The following is a 25,650-nucleotide window of genomic DNA, read 5'->3' on the forward strand; positions in this document are numbered from 1 at the left end:
CGGTCGTCTCGCGCACCGAGTGCGGGTCGACGTTCGCGACGACGATGATCGTGTCGGCCTCGCCGGTGGGCGAGAACCGCTTCGACAGGTGCTTGGAGTACACGATGATCGAGTCGTCGTCGCTCCAGTGCGTCTCGAGGTTGCGCAGCTGGTGCAGCGCCGGGTGCTCCCGGCGGATGGCGTTGAGCCGTCGGAGGTACGGCGCGAGCGACGCGCCGCGTGCTTCGGCGGCGGCGTAGTCGCGCGGCTTGAACTCGTACTTCTCGTTGTCGATGTTCTCCTCGGCGCCCGGTCGGGCGACGTTCTCCATGAGCTCGTAGCCGGAGTAGACGCCCCACGTGGGCGACGCCGTCGCGGCGAGGGCCGCGCGCACCTTGTACGCCGCCCAGCCGCCGAACTGCAGGTAGGGGGTGAGGATGTCGTGGGTGTTGACGAAGAAGTTCGGGCGCAGCCACGAACTGGTCTCCTTCGACACCTCGGTGAAGTACTCCTCGAGCTCCTGCTTGGTGTTGCGCCACGTGAAGTAGGTGTACGACTGCTGGAACCCGACCTGCGCGAGCGCCTGCATCATCGCGGGCTTCGTGAACGCCTCGCTGAGGAAGATGACGTCGGGCCGCTCCTCGTAGATGATCCCGAGCAGCCACTCCCAGAACTGCAGCGGCTTGGTGTGCGGGTTGTCCACGCGGAAGATCGTCACGCCGAGCGAGATCCAGTACCGCACGATCCGCAGCAGCTCCTCGCGGAGCCCCACGGGGTCGTTGTCGAAGTACAGGGGATAGATGTCCTGGTACTTCTTCGGCGGGTTCTCGGCGTAGGCGATCGTGCCGTCGGGCCGCTTCTGGAACCACTCGGGGTGCTCGGTGACCCACGGGTGGTCGGGGGAGCACTGGAACGCGAGGTCGAGCGCGACCTCGAGGCCGTTCTTCTTCGCCTGGGCGAGGAAGTACTTGAAGTCGGCGACCGTGCCGAGCTCGGGGTGGATGGCGTCGTGCCCGCCCTCCTTGGCCCCGATCGCGTAGGGGCTGCCGGGGTCGTTCGGGCCGGCCGTCAGCGTGTTGTTCGGGCCCTTGCGGAACGCCGTGCCGATCGGATGCACCGGCGGGATGTAGAGCACGTCGAAGCCCATCGCGGCGACTTCCGGCATCCGCTTGGCGGCGGTGCGGAAGGTGCCGGACTGCCACGAGCCATCCGCCCGCTTCTTCGCCCCGATCGAGCGGGGGAAGAACTCGTACCAGCTGCCGATCCCCGCGCGGGAGCGCTCGACGCGCAGGCGGAACTCCTCGGAGTCGGTGACCAGGCTGCGGATCGGCTTCTTCGCCAGGGCGAGCGCGAGGCCCGGGTCGTGCGCGGCCTTGAGGCGCTCGTCGGCGCTGAGGGTCGTGTCGGCGAAGATCTTGGCCGCGGCGGTCACGGCCTTGCCGCGGCTCGTGCGCTTGAGCAGCTGCACGGCCTCGGCGAAGACGAGCTCGATGTCCTGGCCGGCCTCGACCTTGATCTCGGCGTTGTGCAGCCAGGTCGCCCAGTCGTCGGCGTAGGCCTGCACTTTGAACGTCCACCAGCCGGGGGTGTGCACCTGCGCCTCGGTCGACCAGAGGTCGGTGCCCTTCGCGCCCGGGATCATCGCGTGCCGCCACTCGACGCCGCTCGGCGTCGTCAGCACGAGATCGGCGCCCAGCTGATCGTGGCCCTCGCGGAACACCACCGCGGAGAAGGGCACGACCTCGCCGTCGAACGCCTTCGGCGGGTACAGCCGCTCGGGCATCGCCGGGGTCACGAAGCGGATGGGGATCCGACCGATCTTCGGCGCGAAGGGCGCCGGCTCGGTCACGGCGGCGGGCGTCACGGCCCGCCGGGTGCTCACGTTGGCCATATCCCGACCGTAGCGGTTGGTGTCTGACCGGCCAACGAGAGGTGCCGTAGAGTGCGCAGGGTGAAGGCGATTCGCAGATTCACCGTCCGCACTGTCCTCCCCGAGGCGCTCCGCGCCCTCGACGATCTGACCGGCAATCTGCGCTGGTCATGGCACGAACCAACGCGGCAGCTCTTCAGCCGCATCGATCCGGATGTCTGGCACGAGAGCGGCAACGACCCGATCGCCCTCCTCGGCGCCGTCGGCACCGAGCGGCTCGAGCAGCTGGCGCGCGACGAGGACTTCGTCCGCGACGCCAACGCGCTGCGCGACGACCTCCAGCACTACCTCACCGAGCCCCGCTGGTACCAGCACCACCAGGGCGACGAGGCACCGCAGACCATCGCCTACTTCTCCCCGGAGTTCGGCATCACCGCGGCGCTGCCGCAGTACTCGGGCGGCCTCGGCATCCTCGCCGGCGACCACCTGAAGAGCGCGTCCGACCTCGGCGTGCCGATCATCGGCGTCGGCCTCTTCTACCGGGCGGGCTACTTCAAGCAGTCGATCTCCCGCGAGGGCTGGCAGCTCGAGGCGTACCCCGTGCTCGACCCCGACGGCCTGCCGCTGCGGGTGCTCCGCCGCCCCGACGGCACCGCCGTGCACATCACGCTCGCGCTGCCCGAGGGCCGCGCCCTCGTCGCCCGCGTCTGGGTCGTGTCGGTCGGCCGCGTGCCGCTGCTGCTGCTCGACACCGACATCCCCGAGAACGAGGAGAGCCTGCAGAGCGTCACCGACCGCCTGTACGGCGGCGGGGGAGAGCACCGCCTGCTCCAGGAGCTGCTGCTCGGCATCGGCGGCGTCCGCGCCGTCACCGCGTACACCGACCTGATGGGCCGCGCCCGCCCCGAGGTGTTCCACACCAACGAGGGTCACGCCGGCTTCCTCGGCCTCGAGCGCATCGCGACGCTCATCGCCGCGGGTCTCAGCTTCCAGGAGGCGCTGCAGGTCGTGCGCGCCGGCACCGTCTTCACGACGCACACGCCGGTGCCCGCGGGCATCGACCGCTTCGACGCGGGTCTCGTGCAGCGCTACTTCTCGACCGACCTGCTGCCCGGCGTGCCCGTCGAGGACGTGCTCGCGCTCGGCGCGGAGACGTACGCCGGCGGTGCGCCCGGTACCTTCAACATGGCCGTCATGGGCCTCCGTCTCGGCCAGCGCGCCAACGGCGTCTCGAAGCTGCACGGCGAGGTCAGCCGTGGCATGTTCGCAGGCCTCTGGCCGGGCTTCGAGTCGGAGGACGTGCCGATCACCTCGGTGACCAACGGCGTGCACGCCCCGACCTGGACCGATCCCGCCCTCTCGGCCCTCGCGCAGCGTTCGTTCGGCACGTCGGATGCCACGAGCGTCGACTGGCGCTCGGACGCGGTGAGCGACGCGGAGCTGTGGCAGGTCAAGCGCGGCATGCGGCAGCAGCTCGTCGCCGACGCGCGCCGCCGCCTCACGGTCGAGTGGGAGCAGCAGAACCCGGGCGCGGGCGTGCCCGCCTGGTTCAGTCAGATCCTCGACCCCGACGTGCTGACGATCGGCTTCGCGCGCCGCGTGCCCACCTACAAGCGGCTCACGCTGATGCTGCACGACCAGGAACGGCTGCGGAAGCTCCTCACCGATCCCGAGCGCCCCGTGCAGCTCGTGATCGCGGGCAAGTCGCACCCGGCCGACGACGAGGGCAAGCGACTCATCCAGCAGCTCGTGCAGTTCGCCTCCGACCCGGAGGTGCGCCAGCGCATCGTCTTCCTGCCGAACTACGACATCGGCATGGCGCAGCTGCTCTACCCGGGCACCGACGTCTGGCTCAACAACCCGCTGCGGCCGCTCGAGGCGTGCGGCACGTCGGGCATGAAGGCCGCGCTCAACGGCTCGCTCAACCTGTCGATCCTCGACGGCTGGTGGAACGAGTTCTACGACGGCGAGAACGGCTGGGCGATCCCGTCGGCGGATGCCGCAGGCGACGCCGCCGAGCGCGACGCGCTCGAGGCCGAGTCGCTGTACGACCTCATCGAGAACCAGATCGCGCCGCGGTACTACGACCGCGACGCCGACGGCGTGCCCACCCGCTGGGTGCAGTCGATGCGGCACACGCTCGCGACGCTCTCGCCCGAGCTCAGCGCCGACCGCATGGTGAAGGAGTACGTCGAGCGGCTCTACGTGCCGGCGGCGGTCTCGAACCGCGCGGTCGTCGCGGCGGACCACCAGCCGGCCCGCGAGCTCGCCGAGTGGAAGGCCCGCGTCATCGCCGCGTGGCCGGGCGTCTCGGTCACGCACGTCGAGTCCGGCGGCGTCGACGCGACCCCGCAGGTCGGCGACGAGCTGCACGTGCGCGCGCTCGTGAACCTCGGCGCGCTGACCCCCGAGGACGTCGCGGTCGAGGCCGTCTACGGCCAGGCCCGCGACGGCGACACCCTCACGAACATCGAGCGCAAGAAGCTCGCGGTGCAGACCGCCGAGCCGGGTACCGCGACCGGTCCCGTGCGCATCGGCGGCGGCGACGCCCCCGTGCAGTTCGCCGGCACCGTGCCGCTGAAGCGCGCCGGCTCGTTCGGCTACACGGTGCGGGTCGTGCCGCGGCATCCGCTGCTCGCGACGCCCGCCGAGCTCGGCGTCATCGCGACGGCACGGTGACGCGATGACGGCCGCCGACGGCATCCGCCAGGCGGCCGTCGTCGCGAGCGCGCTCGTCGCCGTGGCGGGCTCCGCCGTCGGGTCGGGCGCGTTCGGCGGCGTGCCGATCGACGAGGCGTCCGGCGGCGCGCTCGCCGCGGATGCCACCGTGCTCGCGCCCGCCGGGCCCGCGTTCGCGATCTGGTCGGTGATCTACGCCGGCCTCGTCGCCTACGCGGTCTGGCAGGCGCTGCCCGGGCGGCGGGAGGACGCGCGGCAGCGCCGCATCGGCTGGCTCGCCGCCGCGTCGCTCGTGCTCAACGCCGCATGGATCCTGTCGGTGCAGTTCGACCTGCTCGCCCTCAGCGTGCCGGTCATCGCGGCGCTGCTCGCCGTGCTGCTGCGGATCTTCGTGCTGCTCGCCTCGACGCGTCCGCGCGGTGTCGTCGAGGCGGTGCTCGTCGACGGCGCCTTCGGGCTCTACCTCGGCTGGGTCGCCATCGCGACGGTCGCGAACGTGACCGCGCTGCTCGTCGCGCTCGGCGTCGGCTCGCCCGAGCTGAACGCGCCCGTCGGCATCGCCGTGCTGCTGCTCGCCGCCGCGGCGGGCGTCGTGCTCGCCGTGCGCGGGCGCGGGCGGCTCACCCCGGCGCTCGCGCTCTGCTGGGGCGTCGGCTGGATCGCGGCCGGCCGCCTGGCCGGGCAGCCCGAGTCGCTGCCGGTCGGCGTGACCGCCATCGTCGTGGCGCTCGTCGTGCTCGCCGTGACGATCGCGCTGCGCGTCCGCCACCCCGGGCATCCCGCTGCCTGAAGCAAGCGAGGATCGTTAGCGGCGCCGGATGACCGCCGTCGTCGCCCCGGTCGCGCGGACGAGATCCGCGGGGGCGAGCTCGACGTCGAAACCGCGGCGCCCGCCGCTCACGAACACGGTGTCGAACTCGAGGGCGCTCTCGTCGAGCACGGTGGCGAGCCTCGCCTTCTGGCCGATGGGGCTGATGCCGCCGACCACGTAGCCCGTCTTCCGTTCGGCGACCTTCGGGTCGGCCATCGCCGCTTTCTTCGCGCCGACCGCCGCGGCGAGCGCCTTGAGGTCGAGCTGCGCGTCGACCGGCACGATGCCGACGACGAGCGTTCCGCCCGTGTCGGCGAGGAGAGTCTTGAACACGCGCGCGGGCTCGACGCCGAGCGCCTCCGCCGCCTCCAACCCGTAAGCGGGCGCTGCGGGGTCGTGCTCGTACGGATGCGCGGTGAAGGGGATGCCGGCGCGGGTCAGCGCGACGGTCGCCGGGGTGCCCGGGACCGCGGCATCCGCCGGCTTACGGCTCATCGGCCCTGAACAGCAGCATCGACGTGCCGGCGATGGCGACGCGGTCGCCGGGGGAGTGCACGCGACCGGCGCCCCGGTCGTCGGCGGAGTCCCAGAGCAGCACGTACGACACGACCGTGTCGTGCTTGGGCAGCGTGATCGTACGGTCGGCGTCGACGCCGTTGAAGACGAGCAGCACGCGGTTGTGCTGCTCGAGCTCCGGCGTCGCGGCGCCGAGGTACTGCAGCAGCCGGGCCTCGGGGGAGTTCCAGTCCTCCTCCGTCATCGGCGCGCCGGTGCCGTTGAACCAGCTCATGTCGTTCGCGCTCGGCACCTTCTCGCCCTCGCGGCCGTAGCGCACGGGACGCAGCGCCGGGTTCTCACGGCGCAGGCGCAGCAGGGTGCGGGTGACCTGCAGCAGGTCGAGCTGCCGCTTCTCGGGCGCCCACGGCAGCCAGGTCAGCTCGCTGTCGTGGCAGTACGCGTTGTTGTTGCCCCGCTGCGAACGCCCGAACTCGTCGCCCGCCGTGATCATCGGGATGCCCGTCGAGGTCAGCAGCGTGCCCAGGAGGTTGCGCATCGCGCGGGCCCGATCGGCCGTGATCGAGTCGATCTTCGTGGGGCCCTCGACGCCGAAGTTCCAGGAGTGGTTGTCGTTCGTGCCGTCGCGGTTGTCCTCGCCGTTGCCGAGGTTGTGCTTGAGGTCGTACGACGTGAGGTCGGCGAGGGTGAAGCCGTCGTGCGCCGTGACGAAGTTGATGCTCGAGAGCGGCCCGCGCTCGTGGTCGAACACGTGCGCGCTGCCCGCGACGCGACCGGTGAACGCCCCGATGCCGTGCGGCGCGCGCCCGTGCAGACGCTGGTCGCGCACGTCGGTGAGCCAGAACTCGCGCACGCGGTCGCGGTAGCCGTCGTTCCACTCGATCCAGCCGCGGGGGAAGTTGCCCACCTGCCAGCCGCCGAGCCCGACGTCCCACGGCTCGGCGATCATCTTGACGCCCGTGAGCTCCGGGTCGGTGACGATCGCCTCGAGCAGCGGATGCCGCGGGTCGAAGTGCGCGTTCTCGTCGCGCCCGAGGGTGGCGGCGAGGTCGAAGCGGAAGCCGTCGACCTGCACCTCGTTGGCCCAGTACTTGAGGGAGTCGAGCACCAGGCGCTGCGTGACCGGCTTGGAGAAGTCGACGGTGTTGCCGCAGCCGGTGACGTCGATGTAGGTGCCGTCGGGCTGGTGGCGGTAGTAGGTGGCGTTGTCGAGCCCGCGGAAGCTCGTCGTCGGCCCGGCGAGCCCCTCCTCCGAGGTGTGGTTGTAGACGACGTCGAGGATGACCTCGAGGCCAGCCTCGTGCAGCAGGCGCACCATGCCCTTGAACTCGCGCAGCACCGCCGCCGGTCCGCCGCGCTGGGCGGCGGGCGTGGCGTACGCGGTGTGCGGGGCGAAGTAGTGGAGCGTGTTGTAGCCCCAGTAGTTGACGCGGCCCTGCTTCACGAGACGCTGCTCGCTCACGAACTGATGCACCGGCAGCAGCTCGACCGCCGTGATGCCGAGGTCCTTGAGGTACCCGATCGTCGACGGGTGGGCGAGGCCGGCGTAGGTGCCCCGCAGCTCCTCGGGCAGGTGCGGGCTCAGCTTGGTGAGGCCGCGCACGTGCGCCTCATAGACGACGGTGTGGTCGAGCGGGATGTTCGGCTTGCCGACCCCGCCCCAGTCGAACTCGTCGTCGACCACGCTCGAGTGCCACCCGCCCTGCGCGGTGCGGGCGAGCCCGCGGGCATAGGGGTCGAGCAGGTTGCGGGAGAGGTTGAACGCGTGAGTCGGCCCGGTCGGCCCGTCGGCGCGCAGCGCGTAGCGGCGGCCCGCCGTGAGCAGCCGGCTCGAGCCGGACCAGACGCCGCCGGGGCCGGGCTTGAGGTCGATCGTGCCGACGATCCAGTCGGGGTCGCGGTCGTCGAACAGGCACAGCTCGATAGCCGTCGCGTTCTCCGAGAAGACCCTGATCTCGCCGCCGCGAGAGGTCAGGCGCACGCCCAGATTGCGGAACGGGTCTGCGGCGGGCACGGGACCTACAGTAGAGCCGCGACGTTACCGGGGCATCAACGTAAAGGCGGAGGGGGTGCCGATGACCGTCTACCTCGACCACGCGGCCACCTCGCCGCTCCGGCCCGAGGCGCTCGCCGCCTACACCCGGGCCCTGTCGCTCGTCGGCAACCCGTCCTCGATCCACAGCGCGGGACAGGCGGCCCGCCGCGCACTCGAGGAGGCGCGCGAGCAGGTCGCCGCGTCCCTCGGCTGCGAGCCCATCGAGGTCGTCTTCACCTCGGGCGGCACCGAGTCGATCAACCTCGCGATCAAGGGGCTGTTCTGGCAGCGCAACGCCGACGGCTCCCGCCCCCGCATCCTCGTGCCGCAGGGTGAGCACCACGCCACCGTAGACACCGTCGAGTGGCTCGCCGCCCACGACGGCGCGCAGGTCGAGTGGCTGCCGCTCGACGGGCTCGGTCGCATCCGCCTCGACGCGCTCGAGGCGGCGCTCGCCGACGACGTCGCGCTCGTCACCCTGCTCTGGGCCAACAACGAGGTCGGCACGCGGCAGCCGGTCGCCGAGGTGGTCGCGCTCGCGGCCGAGCACGGGGTGCCGGTGCACTCGGATGCCGTCGCCGCCTACGGCCACGAGCCGCTCGACTTCCGCGCGACCGGGCTCGCGGCGCTCAGCGTCAGCGCGCACAAGATCGGCGGCCCGCTCGGCATCGGCGCGCTCGCCCTCGCCCGCACCGCCCAGGTGGTGCCGCTGCTGCACGGCGGCGGTCAGCAGCGGCAGGTGCGCAGCGGCACGCAGGACGCCCCGGCCGCCGTCGGCTTCGGCGCCGCGGCATCCGCCCCGCTGCCCGACCTCACGCCGCTGCGCGACCGGGTGATCGCCGGGGTGCGGGCGGCCGTGCCCGACGCCGTGCTGCGGGGGGACCCCGTCGACCGACTCACCAACAACGCGCACTTCACGTTCCCGGGCTGTGAGGGCGACTCGCTGCTGTTCCTGTTGGATGCCGCGGGCGTCGCGGTCTCGACCGGCTCCGCCTGCCAGGCGGGCATCCCCGAGCCCTCGCACGTGCTGCTCGCGATGGGCGTGCCCGAGGACGACGCGCGCGGAGCGCTGCGCATCACGCTCGGCCACGACTCGACCGAGGCCGACGTCGACGCGTTCCTCGCGGCACTGCCCGCCGCCGTCGAGCGGGCGCGCAAGGCGGGACTCTCCGCTCGGGCGGTGGGCTGGTGACGTTCGCGATCACCTTCGTCGTGCTGCTGGCGTTCGTGCTCGCGGGGGTCACGGGCGTCGTGCTCCGCCGCCGCCGCCGAGGTCGCTGACGGGTGCGCCGGCTCGCCCTCGAGCTGCCGTTCACGCCGCCGCTCGCGGCCGAGCCGCTGCGGCGATTCCTCGTCGCCCACGCCGTGCCCGGCCTCGAGCACGTCGAGCCGGACGGCACGCATCTCCGCTCGATCGATACGCCGGGTGGTGACGCGGTGGTGCGCCTCGACTGGACCCGCCTCGGCGCGTCCGTGCTGCCGATCGAGGTGCAGCTGACGGATGCCGCGGACGAGGCGTTCGTGACGGCGGCGGTGCGCCGCTGGCTCGACCTCGACGCCGACCCCGCCGCGGTCGAGGCGGTGCTCGGCGCCGATCCGCTGCTCGCCCCGCTCGCCGCCGCGCGACCGGGGCTCCGGATCCCCGGCGCGATCGACGTTCGCGAGGTCGCCGTGTTCGCGGTGCTCGGGCAGCAGGTCTCGCTCGCCGCGGCGCGCACCTTCGCCGCGCGGCTCGTCGACGGCTTCGCCGCGCCCACGGGTTCGGGCCTTCGTCGCACCCCCGACCTCGCCGCCATCGCCGCCGCCGAGCCGGAGTCGTTCCGCGCGGCCATCGGCCTCACCCGCTCCCGCGCCGCGAGCGTGCAGACCCTCGCCGGGGCGCTCGCCGACGGCCTCGACCTCGCCGACCGGCGCGCGCTCCTCGCGCTGCCCGGCATCGGACCCTGGACCGCCGACTACCTCGCCGTGCGCAGCGGCGACCGCGACGCGTTCCCCGCGGGCGACCTCGTGCTGCGTCGTGCCCTCGGCATCGACCGGATGCGTGACGTCGTCGAGCGGGCGGAGCCGTGGCGCCCGTGGCGCGCGTACGCGCTCCTGCATCTGTGGACCGGGGCGGTCTTCGCCTAGTTCCGACTACTAGCTCAGCGGCTTGAGTCCCGCCTCGCGCAGGCCGACACCGGCGAGCGCCCGCACCGCCTCGGGGTCGCCCTCCCGCCAGCGCCGCACGACGTCGGGGGCCGCGGCGAGGAGCGCGGCGGGGGAGGCGTCGGCGACAGCCTTCGCGGCCAGCACCTCGACGCCCTCCGGCATCCGGGCCAGCCGCGCCGCGATCCGCGACCGCCGCACGAAGCGGAGGCGGCGGGGCAGCCACACCACGAGCACCGCCGCGATCGGGGCGAACGCGACGAGCGCCCCGACGGTCGGCGCGAGCCACGCGATGAGCTCCTGCTGGCCCTGCCCCGCGGCGACGACCTCGGCGCCGGCGTCGCCCGCCCCGTCGAACGGCGCGCGGACGCTCTCGCCGACGAGCGGCACCTCGCCGAGGGCTTCGGCCGCCTCCGTCATCCGCTGCTCGAACGTCGCACCGGCCTGCTCGACCTGGCGCCCCACCTCGGCCGCCTGGCCGATCAGCTGCGACACCGTGACGCCGAGCACGGCGAACAGCACGACGAGCGCGAGCGCGACCACGTCCGCGGCGAGCTGGCGGCTGCGCTGCAGGGGATAGGCGGAGTAGAGGGGCATGCCTCCACTATGCGCCCGGCGCCTGCGGCATCCGCTCCCGTACCCTTGGAGCATGCGTGTTCTGGCAGCCATGAGCGGTGGCGTCGACTCCGCGGTCGCGGCCGCCCGGGCGGTCGATGCGGGGCACGACGTCGTCGGTGTGCACCTCGCCCTCAGCCGGATGCCGGGCACACTGCGCACCGGCAGCCGCGGCTGCTGCACGATCGAGGACTCGATGGACGCGCAGCGCGCGGCGAACATCATCGGCATCCCGTACTACGTGTGGGACTTCTCCGAGCGCTTCAAGCTCGACGTCGTCGACGACTTCATCGCCGAGTACTCGGCCGGGCGCACCCCGAACCCCTGCATGCGCTGCAACGAGCGCATCAAGTTCGCCGCCCTGCTCGAGAAGGCGCTCGCGCTCGGCTTCGACGCCGTGTGCACCGGGCACTACGCCTCGATCGTGACGGATGACGCGGGCAACCGCGAACTGCACCGCGCCGCCGCCTGGGCCAAGGACCAGTCGTACGTGCTCGGCGTGCTCACCGCGGAGCAGCTCGCCCACGCGATGTTCCCGCTGGGCGCGACGCCCTCCAAGGCGGACGTGCGCGCGGAGGCCGCCGAGCGCGGCTTCTCGGTCGCGAACAAGCCCGACTCCCACGACATCTGCTTCATCCCCGACGGGGACACCCGGGGCTGGCTCGCCGAGAAGGTCGGCGCCGAGCAGGGTCCGATCCTCGACCGCTCCGGCCAGCAGGTCGGCACCCATCAGGGCGCGCACGCGTTCACCGTCGGGCAGCGCCGCGGGCTGAGCATCGGGGTGCCGGCCCCCGACGGACGCCCGCGCTTCGTGCTCGAGGTGCGGCCGAAGACCAACGAGGTCGTCGTCGGCCCGAAGGAAGCCCTCGAGGTCGCCGAGCTCGCGGGGTCGAAGCACAGCTGGGCCGGGCTCCCGCCCGAGCACGCCGACGAGTGGTTCGACTGCGACGTGCAGATCCGCGCCCACGCCGACCCGGTGCCGGCGACCGCGCGGATACACGAGGGCGAACTCGTCGTGCGCCCGCACGAGCCGCTCGGCGGCGTCGCGCCCGGACAGACCGCCGTGCTGTATGTCGGCACGCGCGTGCTCGGGCAGTGCACGATCGACCGCACGGTGAGCGCGGTCCCGGTCGGCTGACCCAGCGCGTCATCCGCGCCCATCCGCTCGTCGCGAGAGCGGGCGAGCTGTCCGCTCGCATCCGCTTCGACGGCGCTTCGCGCGCTCTCGGCGGCCAACCTCGACTCTGCTTCCCGCCGGCACGCCACGCCGCCCCCTCCTGAGCGCTCGCTGGGACTTCCTCGCGAGCGAGCCGAGATTTGCAGAGAGCGCACCTACCAGGGGTAAGCCGGAAGGGGAGGCGGGCGCGACGTGGTGTCCTGCCGGAAGGGATTCGGATGTCGTCGTCCGGTTTGCAGGCCAAAGAAGTGAAGTCGCTCGTCCCGGCGCGGATGGACCGTTTGCCGTGGTCGCGGTTCCACTGGCTGATCGTCGTGGGGCTCGGGTTCTCGTGGATCCTCGACGGACTCGAGGTGCAGATCGTCGCCGCGAACGGCTACGCGCAGACGCTGGGGATGGGGCCGGTCGAGGTCGGCCTCGCCGGCACGTTCTATCTGCTGGGTCAGGTGACGGGCGCGCTGTTCTTCGGACGGCTCACCGATCACCTCGGCCGGAAGAATCTCTTCCTCATCTCCCTCGCCGTCTACCTCATCGGTAGCGCGGTCGCGGGCCTGGCCTTCGCCCCGTGGTTCTTCTACATCTGGCGCTTCGTCGCCGGTGCCGGCATCGGAGGCGAGTACGCCGCGATCAACTCCGCCATCGACGAGATCATCCCCTCGAAGTACCGCGGACGCGTCGACATCGCGATCAACGGAACCTACTGGGGTGGCGCCGCGCTCGGTGCCGTCGCGGGCGTCTACTTCCTGAACACCGACATCTTCCCGCAGGACCTCGGCTGGCGCCTCAGCTTCTTCGTCGGCCCGATCCTCGGTCTGCTGCTGATCTACCTGCGCCGGCACATCCCCGAGAGCCCGCGCTGGCAGATGACGCACGGCCGCGAGGAGGAGGCGGAGCGCAACGTCGACGAGATCGAGCAGCGCATCCGCGACGAGGGCAAGGAACTCGCCCCCGTCGACGAGTCGAAGGCGATCAAGGTCAAGGAGTACGGCCGGGTGCCGTTCCTCGTGATCGCGAAGGTGCTGTTCAAGAAGTACCCGCGCCGCACGCTCGTCGGCGTCACGATGATGGTGACGCAGTCGTTCCTCTACAACGCGATCTTCTTCACGTACGCGCTCGTGCTCGAGAACTTCTACGACACCCCGCCCGCCTCGGCGTCGCAGTACTTCCTCGTCTTCGCGATCGGCAACCTGATGGGCGCGCTCGTGCTCGGTCACTTTTTCGACACGTGGGGTCGTCGACGGATGCTGTTCGGCACCTACGTCCTCGCCGGCCTGATCCTGCTCGTCAGCGCGTTCCTCTTCAACGCGGGCGTGCTGAACGCCGCGACCCACACCGCGTTCTGGTGCGCGTCGTTCTTCTTCGCCTCCGCCGGCGCCTCGGCCGCGTACCTCACGGTGAGCGAGATCTTCCCGCTCGAGCTGCGCAGCCAGGTGATCTCGTACGTGTTCTCGATCGGTCAGCTCGTCGGCGCGATCGCCCCGACCCTCTACGGCGCCCTGATCGGCGACGGCACCGACCGTCAGCCGCTCTTCTGGGGCTACGTGCTCGGCTCCGTCGTGATGATGGTCGGCGGCGTGATTTCCGGAGTGTTCGGAGTCAGCGCCGCGGGCAAGAGCCTCGAGGACATCGCCGACCCGCTCTCGCTCGTCGAGGGCGCGGAAAGCAGCGTGACACCGGGCGACGAGAACGCCGCGAACCTCAAGAACCAGCAGACCGGCCTGCTCGGACGCGACGGCAAGTAGCCCGACCAACAGAACCACGGATGCCTCGAGGCCGACGCCCTTCGGGTGCGTCGGCCTCGAGGCATCCGTGCGTCTGGAATGAGTGTGTGTCGCACCCGACGCGCTGGCGAGGGCTGCGTCGGGTGCGGGGGCATCCGGACGTCTGCCCATGCGGCTGCCGCTGTCCGAACCTGTCGTCCGAGGCATCCGTGCGTTTTCCTGGGCCGCTGTCGCCGTGCGGGAGCCGGCACGGGCTCGCGCACATGTGCTTGAGGGACTGCCCGAGCTCACTGGTCGGGCGCGTGCGGCAAAGGCCGTTCCCTCACGCGCATCGCCGACACTGAAGCGCGGGCGACGACCAGATTCGGCCAGCCCGGCCGCTAGCGGCACCTCCTCCTAGAACGGCGGCGGATCGTCGAGCCAGTCCACCTGTGCCTGCAGCCGCCCGCCGAGCGGAGCGGTCGCGTGGGTCGAGTACTCACGGCCGAGTGGGCTCGTCCAGTCGAGACGTCCGGTGCCATCCCGCGCCTGGCTGACCTGCCAGCCGGCGTCCTTCACCTTGTGGTGGCCGCGGCAGAGGTGCGCGAGGTTCGTGTGCGTGGTCTCCCCGACGTCGGCCCATGGCACGGTGTGGTCGATGTCGCAGAAGCGAGCCGGGCGGGCGCAACCGACGAAGCGGCAGGTCTCGTCGCGCACGCGCAGGTAGCGCTTGAGCTCCGGGGGCACCTGATACCGGTCCTTGCCGAAGGAGAGCACGGCGCCCGTCTCGGGATGGGTGAGGATGCGGGTGAAGCCGCTGGCCGTGCCGGCGAGGCGGCGGGCGCTCTCGTCGTCCATCGGCACCGTGCCCTCGAGCATGCCCGGCTCGGCCGCCCTGCCCATCAGGGTGAGCGCGGGCACGACGACGCTGACCTCCGCGACGACGCCGCGATGCTTCACCGGGGCGCGGAGCTCGGCCTCGGAGGTGCCGGGCGGCAGCAGGCGTCCCTCGTCGAGGAGCAGGTCGATGACGGCATCCGCCCGCAACTGAGCACGGGACCGCTCCTCGCCCTCGACGTCGAGCGACCTGGCGATGTTCTCGAGCTTGTTGCGGATGCCGAGCAGTTCCGGGTTCGGCAGGTAGGCGGACAGCCAGCCCATGCCGTCCGGCCCCGGCTCGACGTGCACGTCACGGCGGCGCCGTGCGTCGTCGTGCCGCTCCGCGAGTTGCTCGCCGACCAGGAGTTCACGGAGTTGCTGCACCTTGCGCTCGAACAGTCCGACCCGCAGCCGCTCCGCCCAGAAAAGAGCTCGTGCTTCGAACTCCCCGCGGAGGTCATCTGGCAGGCCCGCCGCCTCGTCTGCGAGCACGACCGCATGCCGCTCGGAGAAGCGACCGCTGCGCAGCGCGGCGAGCGTCGCCGGAAGAGCCTCGACGAGCATGGTCGAACGCGCGAGCAGCGCCTCGGCCGACCGCTCCGGCAGGTCCAGGGCGGCGGCGAGTTCTGCCCGCACGGAGCGCGCGAAGAGGTCGGCTGCGTGTCTCCGCGAGTCGGCTGACCCCTCGCGGTGTCGCCGGAACAGGTGCACCTGCTCGAACCGCATCGCCGCCAGCGCCGCCTGGTCGCGACCCGCCTGCTGCAGGCCGTCGAGCAGCGCGTTGCCGTCCTCGCCCTCGAGGACGTCGTCGAGCGGCGTCATGAGCTCGCTGCGCTCGTCGTCGCTGAACTGATCCCAGCGACGGCGAAGGTCGTTCCCCTCGACATCCACGAGTCCAACTCAACCCCCGACCACCGACATTCGAAGGGGCGGCGATTGCTGCCGCGGTTGAGTACGGATGCCCGCATCGAGGCACCGTGTCAGCAGCCACCAATACAGTGAGTGACGTGGCGGACACCGATTTCGAGGCGGCCAAGGCCGAGGCCGCGGCGCTGACGACCCGCATCCTCGAACTGCGCGACGCGTACTACGAGCGCGACACCTCGCTCGTCTCCGACGAGGAGTACGACGCGATGCTGCGCCGGCTGCAGGAGCTCGAGCGGCTGCATCCCGAGCTGCAGAGCCAGGACAGCCCCACCCAGACCGTCGGCGGCCGCGCCGAGACGACGCTCTTCGCGCCGGTGCAGCACGTCGAGCGCATGCTGAGCCTCGACAACGTCTTCTCCCGCGACGAGTTCCTCGCCTGGGCCGCCCGCGTCGAGCGCGACTCCAACCGTCGCGTCGACTACCTCTGCGAGCTCAAGATCGACGGCCTGGCGATCAACCTCCGCTACGAGCGCGGACGCCTCGTCACGGCCGCCACCCGCGGCGACGGCGTCGTCGGTGAGGACGTCACGCCGAACATCAAATACATCCCGATCATCCCGCAGCGTCTGGCGGGCGAGGGGCACCCCGAGATTGTCGAGATCCGCGGCGAGGTCTTCTTCGAGGTGGAGAAGTTCCGGGCGTTGAACGCGGCGCAGGCGGATGCCGGCGAGCGCGTGTTCGCGAACCCGCGCAACGCGGCATCCGGCTCCCTCCGCCAGAAGGAGGAGGGGAAGAACCCCGTCCAGGTCGAGCAGATGAAGAAGCGCCTCGGGGCGCTGTCGATGCTCGTGCACGGCATCGGCGCGTGGCAGAACCCGCCCGTGCAGGCGCAGAGCGAGATCTACTCGCTGCTGAAGCAGTGGGGCCTGCCGACCAGCTCGCACTACCAGGTGAAGCCGACGGCGGAGGAGGCGGCCTCCTTCATCGAGCACTTCGGCGAGCACCGCTACAGCGTCGAGCACGAGATCGACGGCGTCGTCGTCAAGGTCGACGAGCTCGCCCTGCACGACGAGCTCGGCTCGACCAGCCGTGCCCCGCGTTGGGCGATCGCCTACAAGTACCCGCCCGAGCAGGTCAACACGAAGCTGCTCGACATCGTCGTCAGCGTCGGCCGCACCGGCCGCGCGACCCCGTTCGCCGTCATGCAGAAGGTGCGCGTCGCCGGCTCCGAGGTGCGCCAGGCGACCCTGCACAACCAGGACGTCGTCAAGGCCAAGGGTGTGCTCATCGGCGACACCGTCGTGCTGCGCAAGGCGGGCGACGTGATCCCCGAGGTGCTCGGCCCCGTCGTCGAGCTGCGCGACGGCACCGAACGCGAGTTCGTCATGCCGAAGGACTGCCCGGAGTGCGGCACCGAGCTGCGACCGGCGAAGGAGGGCGACGTCGACCTCCGCTGCCCGAACGCTCGCAGCTGCCCGGCGCAGGTGCGCGGCCGCGTCGAGCACATCGGCAGCCGCGGCGCCCTCGACATCGAGGGCCTCGGCGAGGTCAGCGCTGCCGCGCTCACACAGCCGACCGTGCCCGAGACGCCGCCGCTCGAGACCGAGGCAGGCCTCTTCGACCTGACGCTCGAGGACCTCTTCGGCATCGAGGTCGTCGTCCGCGACAGCGAGACCGGGCTGCCGAAGCTCGTCGAGCGCGCCGACGGCACCGCGGTCGAGAAGCGTGACACCCCGTTCCGGCGCCGCCGTCAGAAGAAGGACGGCCCGTACGACCCCGAGGGCCCGTTCGACGGCGACGAGTTCTACGTGCCCTCGAGCACCGCCCGTGAGCTGATCACCAACCTCGAGAAGGCGAAGACCGCGGAGCTTTGGCGGTTCCTCGTCGCGCTGAGCATCCGGCATGTCGGACCGGTCGCCGCCCGCGCGCTCGCGACCTACTTCGGCTCCGTCGAGGCGATCCGGTCGGCGAGCCGCGAGGAGCTCGCCGGGGTCGAGGGCGTCGGCGGCATCATCGCCGACGCCGTGCTCGACTGGTTCGAGGTCGACTGGCACCGCGAGATCGTCGAGCGGTGGACCGCCGCGGGCGTGCAACTCTTCACCCCGGGGCATCCGGGACCCGGGCACCTGGTCGCGAGCGACGGCGTGCTCGCCGGCTTCACGGTCGTCGCGACGGGCGCACTCGAGGGCTACTCGCGCGAGAGCGCCCAGGAGGCGATCCTCGCCGCGGGCGGCAAGGCCGCGAACAGCGTCAGCAAGAAGACCGACTTCGTCGCGGCCGGCCCCGGCGCGGGCTCGAAGCTCGCGAAGGCCGAGCAGCTCGGCGTGCGGATCATCGACGCCGCGCAGTTCAAGGTGCTCGTCGAGCAGGGCCCGGACGCGCTGGGTCCGGCGACGACGGATGCGAAGGAGCAGGCGCCGACGGATGCCGAGGAGCCGGCGGTTATCGAGTAGCGGAGCTGTCGAGCGGCCGGGACTCGCATCCAGCGGGCCCTGACAGGGACGGCTCTGCCTAGCCGCGGCAACGACGGGCGGCGGGAAGCCGCTGGCGCACTAACGCGGAAACACCCCGCGCGACCGGAAGCAGCTACCACCCCAGCGTCCCCGGCGCTCCCTTGAACGGCCCGGTCACGCGCGACGTGATCCAGCCGCCGTAGAAGTCGCCCTCCTGCGGCGTGACGACCTCGCCGGCGACCCGCACCTCGTCCATCCGTCCGGGATAGATCGCGATGCGGTCGCGCAAGGCCTCGAAGCCCGGGTTCGGAGTGGGGTAGTACCAGGCGGCACCGGCGGCCGTGCGGCCGCCCGCGGAGAGGGTCAGGTACTTCGCCCGGCCCTTGTACTCGCAGGAGCTCGCGCCGTCCGCGGTGCTCAGCACGCCGTCGGCGACCGCCGAGCGAGGCACGTAGTAGACCGGCGGATGACTCGTCTCGAGCACCCGCACGCTGTCCGTCGTGTCGACGATGGTGCGTCCGCCGAGCACGACGGTGATGCGCTCGTCGCTGGGCTCGACGGCGGGCGGGCGGGGGTAGTCCCAGACGGACTCGGTCTTCGGCATGCGGAAGGTCTACCGCGGCCGGGTGGGAGTTCAGCCGTAGTAGAGTGCGACCCGCTTGCCGCCGATGACGTCGACCGCGATGTCCATCTCGTACACGTCGCCGAGCACGTCGCTCGTGACGATCTCGTCCGGGGTGCCGTACGCGGCCACCCGGCCGTCCTTCATCGCAAGGATGCGGTCGGCGTAGTGCGCGGCGAAGTTGATGTCGTGCAGCACGAGCACGACGCGCTTGCCGAGGTCGTCGGCGGCCCGGCGCAGCAGCCGCATGATCTCGGCGGCGTGCTTGAGATCGAGGTTGTTGAGCGGCTCGTCGAGCAGCACGTACTCGGTGTCCTGCGCCAGCACCATCGCGATGAACGCCCGCTGGCGCTGCCCGCCCGAGAGCTCGTCGAGGAACCGGCCGTCGAGCTCGGTGAGGTCGAGGTAGGCGAGGGTGCGCTCGACGACGGCGAGGTCGACTGCGGTGGGCCGGCCCTTCGAATGCGGGTACCGTCCGAAGCTCACGAGGTCGCGCACGGTGAGCCGGGCGGTGAGCGCGTTCTCCTGCCGCAGGATCGACAGTCGCTTCGCGAGCACGTCCGTCTTGGTCGTCGAGACGTCGAGCCCGTCGACCGTGATGCGCCCCGCGTCGAGCGGGAGCAGCCGGGCGATCATCGACAGGAGCGTCGACTTGCCGGCGCCGTTCGGGCCGATGATCGCAGTGATGCCGGCATCCGCCAGGGTCAGGTCGACCCCGTCGACGACCGGCCCCGAAGCGTACGACTTCGTCGCGCCCTCGACCGCGATCACCGGGCGCCTCGCGAGATCAGCAGGGCGATGAACACGATCCCTCCCAGGAATTCGATGATGATGCTGAGCCCCGTGCCGAACGCGAAGACCCGCTCGAGCAGGAACTGCCCGCCGACGAGGGCGACGACCGCGAGCCCCGCGGCAGTCGGCACGCTGAGCGCGTGCCGGTCCCCGACGAGCAGGTAGGCGAGGTTCGCGACGAGCAGCCCGAAGAAGGCGACGGGCCCGACGAGGGCGGTCGACACCGCGGTCAGCACGGCGACGACGACGAGGATCCGCATGACCACACGGCGGTGGTCGATGCCGAGCCCGATCGCGATGTCCTGGCCCAAAGCGAGCACGTCGAAGGTGCGGCGGATGCGGGCGAGTGCCGCGAAGCATCCGGCGATCGCGACCGCCGAGATGCCGAGCAGGCTCGTGTCGACGACGTTGAAGGAGGCGAACAGTTCGTCCTGCAGCGTCGCGAAGGCCGTGGGGTCGAGCATCCGCTGCAGGAACGACGACAGCGACCGGAACAGCGTGCCGAGCACGATGCCGACGAGCACGAGGAGGTGCAGGTCGCGTCGGCGCCCGAAGAACAGCCAGCGGTAGAGCGCCGTGACCGCGAGGACCATGACCGCGACCTCGAGCGCCCACTTGACCTGGGCCTGGGCGAGGTGCAGGGCCGAGGCGCCGAAGAAGAACACCGTGCCGCTCTGGATGAGCACGTACAGCGAGTCGAAGCCCATGAGCGACGGGGTCAGGATGCGGTTGCCGACGACGGTCTGGAACAGCACCGTCGACACGGCGATCGCCACCGCCACGAGCACGAGCGCCGCGACCTTGGGCAGGCGCAGGGGTAGCACGAGCGAGAGGGGAGCCGGGCTGCCGGCGGTGAGGAACACGACGATCGCGACGAGCGCCGCCGCGAGCACGATCGCGAGTCGGACCTTCGGATGCCGCAGCGCCGCGAGCGGCCGCGGGCGGGGCGGGTCAGCGAGGAGCACCGGGCCTCCTCAGCAGGAGGTGGACGAAGAGCACGCTGCCGATCACGCCGACGACGACGCCGAGCGGGATCTCGTAGGGGAATCGCACGAGCCGGCCGACGAGGTCGCACGCGAGCAGGAACCCGGCGCCGAGGGTGGCGACCCACGGCACGCCGCGGCGCACGTTGTCGCCGACGAAGGCCGCGACGACGTTCGGCACGATGAGCCCGAGGAACGGGATCGACCCGACCGTGACGACGACGATCGCGGTGATGACGGCGACGAGGGCGAGCCCGACGGCCAGGATGCGCCGGTAGTTCAGACCGAGGTTGGTCGTGAACGCGTCACCCATCCCCGCGACGGTGAAGCGGTCGGCGAGCAGCCAGGCGACCGCGGTGAGCGCGACCGCGATCCAGAGCAGCTCGTAGCGCCCGGCCACCATGCCCGAGAAGTCGCCGATCATCCAGCCGTTCAGCGCCTGCAGCAGGTCGAAGCGGTAGGCGAGGAAGCCGGACCCCGCCGCGATGACGCCGCCGAACATGAGCCCGACGAGCGGCACCATGACGATCGAGCGCAGCGGGATGCGGCGGAGCAGGAGGAGGAAGACGGCGGTGCCGGCGAGCGCGAACACGCTCGCCGCGCCGAGCTTGCCGAGTACCGGCAGCCCGGGCGCGAGCAGCGTCACGACGAGGAGCCCGAGCGTCGCGGCATCCACGGTGCCGGCGGTCGACGGCTCGACGAAACGGTTGCGCGCCAGCTGCTGCATGAGCAGCCCGCAGATCGGCAGGGCGACGCCGGCGAGCAGGATGGCGAGCGTGCGGGGGAGTCGGCTCGCCGCGAGCAGCCACCAGTCGTCGGAGCCCGTGAGGAGGCCACCGGCGGAGAGGTCGATGACCCCGACGAAGAGACTCGCGACGGCGAGCACCACGACCGCGCCGGCGGCGGCGCCGAGGGCCAGCGGGCGGTCGAGGGGACGCCGAAGCGGCGGACCGGGGAGGTCCGCCGCTGCGGGCTTCGTGGCGAGGGAGGTCAGGCCAGGGCCTTCCCGACCTCGCCGATCATCGTGTCGAGGGCGGTGAGGCCGTTGCCGACGATGTACCACTCGGTGGAGCTGAGGTAGGTGATGGCGTCGTTCCGGGCCGCGGTGGTGCGGGCGATGACGTCGTTGTCGAGCACCTGCTCGGCCGACTGCGAGCCCTCCTGGCCGATGGCGGCGTCGCGGTCGAGCACGAAGAGGTGATCGGGGTCGGCCTCGAGCACGAACTCGAAGGAGACGGGGTCGCCGTGCGAGGCGGCCTCGACGTTCTCGACGGCGGGGGTGACGCCGAGCTCCTCGTAGAGCCAGCCGTAGCGGGAGCCGATGCCGTAGGCGGAGATCTCGCCGGCGTTGCTCATGAGGAACAGGCCGGTGCCCGCGTCCTCCGCGGCGGCCCGCACGTCGGCCACCTTCGCGTCGATGTCCTCGAACGCGGCGGCGATCTCGTCCTGCTCGCCGAAGACCTCGCCGAGGATCTCCGCGTTCTCACGGGCGCTCGTGAAGTAGTCGGTGCCGTCGACGGTGAGGTCGATCGTGGGGGCGATCTCCGCGAGCTGCGGGTACACGCTCGCCGAGCGTCCGGCGACGATGATGAGGTCGGGCTGCAGCGCGATCACGGCCTCGTAGTCGGGCTCGAAGAGGCTGCCGACGGGGGTGTAGTCGCCCTCGAGGTACTCCGGCAGCGCGGCATCCGGAACACCCGTCACCTCGACGCCGAGCGCGGTGAGTGTGTCGAGGCTCGCGAGGTCGAACGTCACGACGGTCTCGGGGTCGACGGGGACGACGGTCTCGCCCTGCGCGTGCTCGACCGTGATCTCGGTCGGCGCGGCGGTCTCGGCGGTCTCGGCCTCGGCGGCCGTGGTGGCGCAGCCGGTGAGCGCGAGAGCGGTGGCGGACAGGAGGGCGATTCCGCCGAGGAGAGACCTCGACGTGGGGGTGGCAGGCACGGATGTTCCCTTGTGCTCGTGGTGGTCGGAGGAGCGCTGCAGCGGAGTAAGGCTAGCCTTACCTTTCTTCTCCTGTCGAGTCGGGGTCGGGCGGAGGGGCTGAAAGCGCCGCAATAGACTTGTCGGCGTCCCGGGCCAGCAACAGACGGAGCCGCATGTCCGAAATCACGCCGGAACAGGTCGCCCACCTGGCGAACCTCGCCCGCATCGACCTCACCGAGGACGAGATCGCGAAGCTCACGGGTGAGCTCGGCGCGATCGTCGACTCGGTCGCCAAGGTGTCGGAGGTCGCGACCCCCGACGTCCCCGCGACGAGTCACCCGATCCCGCTGCAGAACGTGTGGCGGCCGGACGAGATCGGCGACGTGCTCACGCCGGAGGAGGCGCTCGCGGGCGCCCCGGAGCGTGACGGCGACCGGTTCAAGGTCAGCGCGATCCTGGGGGAGGAGCAGTGAGCGAGCTCATCCGGATGACCGCGGCGGAGCTCAGCGAGAAGCTCCGCGCCAAGGAGGTCTCCTCCGTCGAGGTCACGCAGGCGCACCTCGACCGGATCGCCGAGGTCGACGGCGACGTCCACGCGTTCCTGCACATCTCCGAGAACGCCCTCACGACCGCCGCGGCGATCGACGCGGCCCGCCTCGACGGCACCGAGCACTCGCCGCTGGCCGGCGTGCCGATCGCGATCAAGGACGTGCTCTGCACGGTCGACATGCCCTCGACCGCGGGCTCGAAGATCCTCGAGGGCTGGGTGCCGCCGTACGACGCGACCGTCGTGCGCCGCCTGCGCGAGGCCGGCCTCGTGCCGCTCGGCAAGACCAACATGGACGAGTTCGCCATGGGGTCCTCCACCGAGCACTCCGCGTACGGCCCGACCCGCAACCCCTGGGACCTCGAGCGCATCCCCGGCGGCTCCGGCGGCGGCTCGGCCGCGGCCGTCGCCGCCTTCGAGGCGCCCGTCGCCCTCGGCTCCGACACCGGCGGCTCGATCCGCCAGCCCGCCGCCGTCACCGGCTCGGTCGGCGTCAAGCCCACCTACGGCGCGGTCTCGCGCTACGGCGCGATCGCCCTCGCCTCCTCGCTCGACCAGGTCGGTCCGGTGTCCCGCACCGTGCTCGACAGTGCGCTCGTGCAGGACATCATCGGCGGCCACGACCCGCACGACTCGACCTCCCTCACCGACGGCTGGCCGAGCTTCGCGGATGCCGCGCGGCAGGGCCTCGCGGAGCGCTCCTTCAAGGGCGTGCGCGTCGGCGTCGTCAAGCAGTTCCAGGGCGAGGGCTTCCAGGCCGGCGTCCAGCAGCGCTTCGACGAGTCGCTCGAGCTGCTCGCGAAGAACGGCGCGGAAATCGTCGAGATCGACGCCCCGAGCTTCGAGTACGCCGTCGCGGCGTACTACCTGATCCTCCCCGCCGAGGCATCCAGCAACCTCGCCAAGTTCGACAGCGTGCGCTTCGGCCTGCGCGTCTCGCCCCCCGGCGCGACGGTCGACAAGGTCATGGCCGCCACCCGTGAGGAGGGCTTCGGCGACGAGGTGAAGCGCCGTATCATCCTCGGCACCTACGCCCTCAGTGCCGGCTACTACGACGCGTACTACGGCAGCGCGCAGAAGGTGCGCACCCTCATCCAGCGCGACTTCGCGAGCGCGTTCGAGAAGGTCGACGTGCTCGTCTCGCCGGCCGCGCCGACGACGGCGTTCAAGCTCGGCGAGAAGCTCGACGACCCGCTGGCGATGTACCTCAACGACATCACGACGATCCCGGCGAACCTCGCCGGTGTCCCGGGCATGGGGCTGCCCATCGGTCTCGCTCCCGAGGACGGGCTGCCGGTCGGCATGCAGCTCATGGCTCCGGCTCGCGAGGACGCCCGGCTCTACCGCCACGGCGCCGCCCTCGAGTCGCTGCTCGAGGAGCAGTGGGGCGGCTCGCTGCTGGCGCAGGCGCCGGCGCTCGAGCCCGCCGAGATGGAGGCCGCGCGCGACGGCGCGGTCTGACCGACGATCCACGGCGGCGTCGCCCGGGTCTCCCCGGGCGGCGCCGCTTCGTCTTTCGCGCTGATCAGGGTGTTTCAGCTGATCCCTACCGGGGGTACGTGTTCCTCAACGGGAACAATCCTTGAGGGGGAGCCATGTCGAGCAGCGCTGCTCAGAAGACCGAAGGCGAACCGGAGCTGAAGCGGGCCATAGGCCCGAAGCTGCTGCTGCTGTTCATCATCGGCGACATCCTCGGCACGGGCGTCTACGCCCTCACCGGACAGGTCGCCGCCGAGGTGGGCGGCGCGGCGTGGCTGCCGTTCCTCATCGCGTTCGCTGTCGCGCTGGTCACGGCGTTCTCCTACCTCGAGCTCGTCACCAAGTACCCGCAGACCGCGGGCGCCGCGCTCTACGTGCACAAGGCGTTCGGCATCCACTTCGTCACGTTCCTCGTCTGCTTCATCGTCATGTGCTCCGGCATCACGTCGGCGTCGACGGCGTCGCAGGCGTGCGCGGCGAACTTCGCCGCCGGCTTCGGGCTCGAGCTGGCGGAGCCGGTCGTGATGGCGATCGCGCTCGGGTTCATGCTGCTCGTCGCCCTCGTCAACTTCCGCGGGGTCAGCGAGAGTGTCAAGACGAACGTCGTGCTGACGCTCGTCGAGCTCTCCGGCCTGCTGCTCGTGCTGTTCATCGGCTTCGGCGCGATCCTCGCCGGGGCCGCCGACTTCTCCCGCGTCGTGCTCTTCGACACCCCCGAGGACAAGTCGCTGCTGCTCGCGGTGTCGACGGCGACGTCGCTCGCGTTCTTCGCCATGGTCGGTTTCGAGGACTCGGTCAACATGGCGGAGGAGACGCGCGATCCGAGCCGGATTTTCCCCCCGATCATGCTCACCGGCCTCGGCATCGCGGCCGTGATCTACGTGCTCGTCTCCATCGTCGCCGTCGCGGTGGTGCCCATCGGCGAGCTCGCGAACAACTCGACGCCGCTCGTGACGGTCGTGCAGACCGCCGCCCCGGACTTCCCGATCGCCGACCTGCTGCCCTTCATCTCGATGTTCGCCGTCGCCAACACCGCGCTGATCAACATGATGATGGCCTCGCGGCTGCTCTACGGCATGAGTCGTCAAGGAGTGCTGCCGGCCTTCCTCGGCCGGGTGCACGAGCGCCGCCGCACGCCGTGGTCGGCCATCGTCTTCACGACGCTCCTCGCCTTCGGCCTCATCGTCTACGTGACGCTCGCCCCCGAGTCGCCCGTCGTCGTCGTGCTCGGCGGCACGACGTCGCTGTTGCTGCTCGCGGTCTTCGCGGTCGTGAACGCGACGGTGCTGGTGCTCCGCCGCGACCGCGTGGAGCACCGGCACTTCCGTGCGGGACGCGTGCTGCCCGTGATCGGCATCGTCGCCTGCCTCTGGCTCGTCCTCCCGTTCTCGTCCGGGCGCGCCGTCGAGCAGTACCAGATCGCGGTCGGGCTGCTCGTGATCGGCGTCGTGCTGTGGGCGATCACCTGGTTCTCGCATGGGCGCAAGGCGGCCGAGCTCGACCCCGATCGCGTCGACCGGGTCGACTGACGGATGACGCGGGGCTGCCGCTCCGAGTCATCCGTCACCCTCTTCG

Annotated in this window: 21 protein-coding genes; 11 read left to right on the forward strand and 10 right to left on the reverse strand. The window is 71.4% G+C overall.

Annotated elements, in window-relative coordinates; translation table 11 throughout:
* The coding region (locus tag JUB10_RS12110; RefSeq protein ID WP_242682577.1) for an alpha-1,4-glucan--maltose-1-phosphate maltosyltransferase at positions 1-1,762 on the reverse strand (1,762 nt) is incomplete at its 3' end.
* 168 nt (positions 1,763-1,930) lie between these two features.
* Between JUB10_RS12110 and glgP the strand changes: the two genes are divergently transcribed.
* Positions 1,931-4,528, forward strand: a complete 2,598-nt coding sequence (glgP, locus tag JUB10_RS12115) for an alpha-glucan family phosphorylase (protein ID WP_207457101.1) — start codon at positions 1,931-1,933, stop codon at positions 4,526-4,528.
* Positions 4,529-4,532: 4 nt separating this feature from the next.
* Positions 4,533-5,318 (forward strand): TspO/MBR family protein, encoded by a 786-nt coding sequence (locus JUB10_RS12120; protein ID WP_207457102.1) that lies wholly within the window; start codon positions 4,533-4,535, stop codon positions 5,316-5,318.
* Positions 5,319-5,333: 15 nt separating this feature from the next.
* Here JUB10_RS12120 and ybaK read toward each other — a convergent pair whose 3' ends face one another.
* The gene (ybaK, locus tag JUB10_RS12125) at positions 5,334-5,834 is read right to left on the reverse strand and encodes a Cys-tRNA(Pro) deacylase (protein ID WP_207457104.1); all 501 of its coding nucleotides are present in this window, start codon (positions 5,832-5,834) and stop codon (positions 5,334-5,336) included.
* A complete protein-coding gene (glgX, locus tag JUB10_RS12130; protein ID WP_207457106.1) occupies positions 5,824-7,869 on the reverse strand; it encodes a glycogen debranching protein GlgX in 2,046 nt (681 codons plus the stop codon). The genes ybaK and glgX overlap by 11 nt, the downstream gene beginning before the upstream one ends.
* A gap of 61 nt (positions 7,870-7,930) precedes the next feature.
* On the opposite strand from glgX, the gene JUB10_RS12135 reads away from it, so the two are divergent.
* From JUB10_RS12135 to JUB10_RS12145, 3 genes are read left to right on the forward strand one after another with little or no spacing between them, the layout of a single operon-like run.
* Positions 7,931-9,082, forward strand: a complete 1,152-nt coding sequence (locus tag JUB10_RS12135) for a cysteine desulfurase family protein (RefSeq protein WP_207457107.1) — start codon at positions 7,931-7,933, stop codon at positions 9,080-9,082.
* Positions 9,079-9,171 carry an LPXTG cell wall anchor domain-containing protein gene (locus JUB10_RS12140; RefSeq protein WP_207457109.1) on the forward strand — a complete coding sequence of 31 codons (93 nt, stop codon included), beginning with the start codon at positions 9,079-9,081 and terminating at the stop codon, positions 9,169-9,171. Before JUB10_RS12135 ends, JUB10_RS12140 begins: the two co-directional genes overlap by 4 nt.
* A gap of 3 nt (positions 9,172-9,174) precedes the next feature.
* A complete protein-coding gene (locus tag JUB10_RS12145) occupies positions 9,175-10,017 on the forward strand; it encodes a DNA-3-methyladenine glycosylase family protein (RefSeq protein WP_207457111.1) in 843 nt (280 codons plus the stop codon).
* Between the two features lie 9 nt (positions 10,018-10,026).
* Here JUB10_RS12145 and JUB10_RS12150 read toward each other — a convergent pair whose 3' ends face one another.
* Complete coding sequence (locus JUB10_RS12150; protein ID WP_207457112.1) at positions 10,027-10,632, reverse strand: hypothetical protein; 606 nt, start codon at positions 10,630-10,632, stop codon at positions 10,027-10,029.
* A gap of 52 nt (positions 10,633-10,684) precedes the next feature.
* Here JUB10_RS12150 and mnmA point away from each other — a divergent pair, with 52 nt between their 5' ends.
* The gene (mnmA, locus tag JUB10_RS12155) at positions 10,685-11,788 is read left to right on the forward strand and encodes a tRNA 2-thiouridine(34) synthase MnmA (protein WP_207457114.1); all 1,104 of its coding nucleotides are present in this window, start codon (positions 10,685-10,687) and stop codon (positions 11,786-11,788) included.
* Positions 11,789-12,075: 287 nt separating this feature from the next.
* On the forward strand, positions 12,076-13,569 hold the full coding sequence (locus tag JUB10_RS12160; RefSeq protein WP_307859215.1) for an MFS transporter: 1,494 nt from the start codon (positions 12,076-12,078) through the stop codon (positions 13,567-13,569).
* Positions 13,570-13,944: 375 nt separating this feature from the next.
* Here the strand turns inward: JUB10_RS12160 and JUB10_RS12165 are convergent, their stop codons facing one another.
* A complete protein-coding gene (locus tag JUB10_RS12165) occupies positions 13,945-15,297 on the reverse strand; it encodes an HNH endonuclease (protein ID WP_207457116.1) in 1,353 nt (450 codons plus the stop codon).
* A gap of 116 nt (positions 15,298-15,413) precedes the next feature.
* On the opposite strand from JUB10_RS12165, the gene ligA reads away from it, so the two are divergent.
* A complete protein-coding gene (ligA, locus tag JUB10_RS12170) occupies positions 15,414-17,726 on the forward strand; it encodes an NAD-dependent DNA ligase LigA (RefSeq protein ID WP_307859216.1) in 2,313 nt (770 codons plus the stop codon).
* 133 nt (positions 17,727-17,859) lie between these two features.
* On the opposite strand, the gene JUB10_RS12175 is transcribed toward ligA, so the two are convergent.
* The 5 genes from JUB10_RS12175 to JUB10_RS12195 all read right to left on the reverse strand — a co-directional run bounded on the left by JUB10_RS12175 (position 17,860) and on the right by JUB10_RS12195 (position 22,067).
* Positions 17,860-18,330, reverse strand: a complete 471-nt coding sequence (locus tag JUB10_RS12175) for a DUF427 domain-containing protein (RefSeq protein WP_207457119.1) — start codon at positions 18,328-18,330, stop codon at positions 17,860-17,862.
* A 30-nt stretch (positions 18,331-18,360) separates the two neighbouring features.
* Positions 18,361-19,119, reverse strand: coding sequence for an iron ABC transporter ATP-binding protein (locus tag JUB10_RS12180; protein ID WP_207457122.1), 759 nt, complete (start codon positions 19,117-19,119; stop codon positions 18,361-18,363).
* Positions 19,116-20,105 carry an iron chelate uptake ABC transporter family permease subunit gene (locus tag JUB10_RS12185; protein ID WP_207457123.1) on the reverse strand — a complete coding sequence of 330 codons (990 nt, stop codon included), beginning with the start codon at positions 20,103-20,105 and terminating at the stop codon, positions 19,116-19,118. Before JUB10_RS12185 ends, JUB10_RS12180 begins: the two co-directional genes overlap by 4 nt.
* A complete protein-coding gene (locus JUB10_RS12190; protein ID WP_207457125.1) occupies positions 20,092-21,012 on the reverse strand; it encodes an ABC transporter permease in 921 nt (306 codons plus the stop codon). Before JUB10_RS12190 ends, JUB10_RS12185 begins: the two co-directional genes overlap by 14 nt.
* 101 nt (positions 21,013-21,113) lie before the next feature.
* Complete coding sequence (locus JUB10_RS12195; protein WP_207457126.1) at positions 21,114-22,067, reverse strand: siderophore ABC transporter substrate-binding protein; 954 nt, start codon at positions 22,065-22,067, stop codon at positions 21,114-21,116.
* Positions 22,068-22,222: 155 nt separating this feature from the next.
* Here JUB10_RS12195 and gatC point away from each other — a divergent pair, with 155 nt between their 5' ends.
* From gatC to JUB10_RS12210, 3 genes are all read left to right on the forward strand, one after another.
* Entirely contained in the window at positions 22,223-22,522 is a 300-nt protein-coding gene (gatC, locus tag JUB10_RS12200; RefSeq protein WP_207457127.1) for an Asp-tRNA(Asn)/Glu-tRNA(Gln) amidotransferase subunit GatC, read from the forward strand.
* Positions 22,519-24,057, forward strand: a complete 1,539-nt coding sequence (gatA, locus tag JUB10_RS12205) for an Asp-tRNA(Asn)/Glu-tRNA(Gln) amidotransferase subunit GatA (RefSeq protein WP_207457128.1) — start codon at positions 22,519-22,521, stop codon at positions 24,055-24,057. Before gatC ends, gatA begins: the two co-directional genes overlap by 4 nt.
* A gap of 134 nt (positions 24,058-24,191) precedes the next feature.
* On the forward strand, positions 24,192-25,604 hold the full coding sequence (locus tag JUB10_RS12210; protein ID WP_207457130.1) for an APC family permease: 1,413 nt from the start codon (positions 24,192-24,194) through the stop codon (positions 25,602-25,604).
* The last annotated feature ends 46 nt before the right edge of the window (positions 25,605-25,650 follow it).

This window comes from Desertivibrio insolitus, assembly GCF_017355965.1.
GTDB lineage: Bacteria > Actinomycetota > Actinomycetes > Actinomycetales > Microbacteriaceae > JAFIQW01.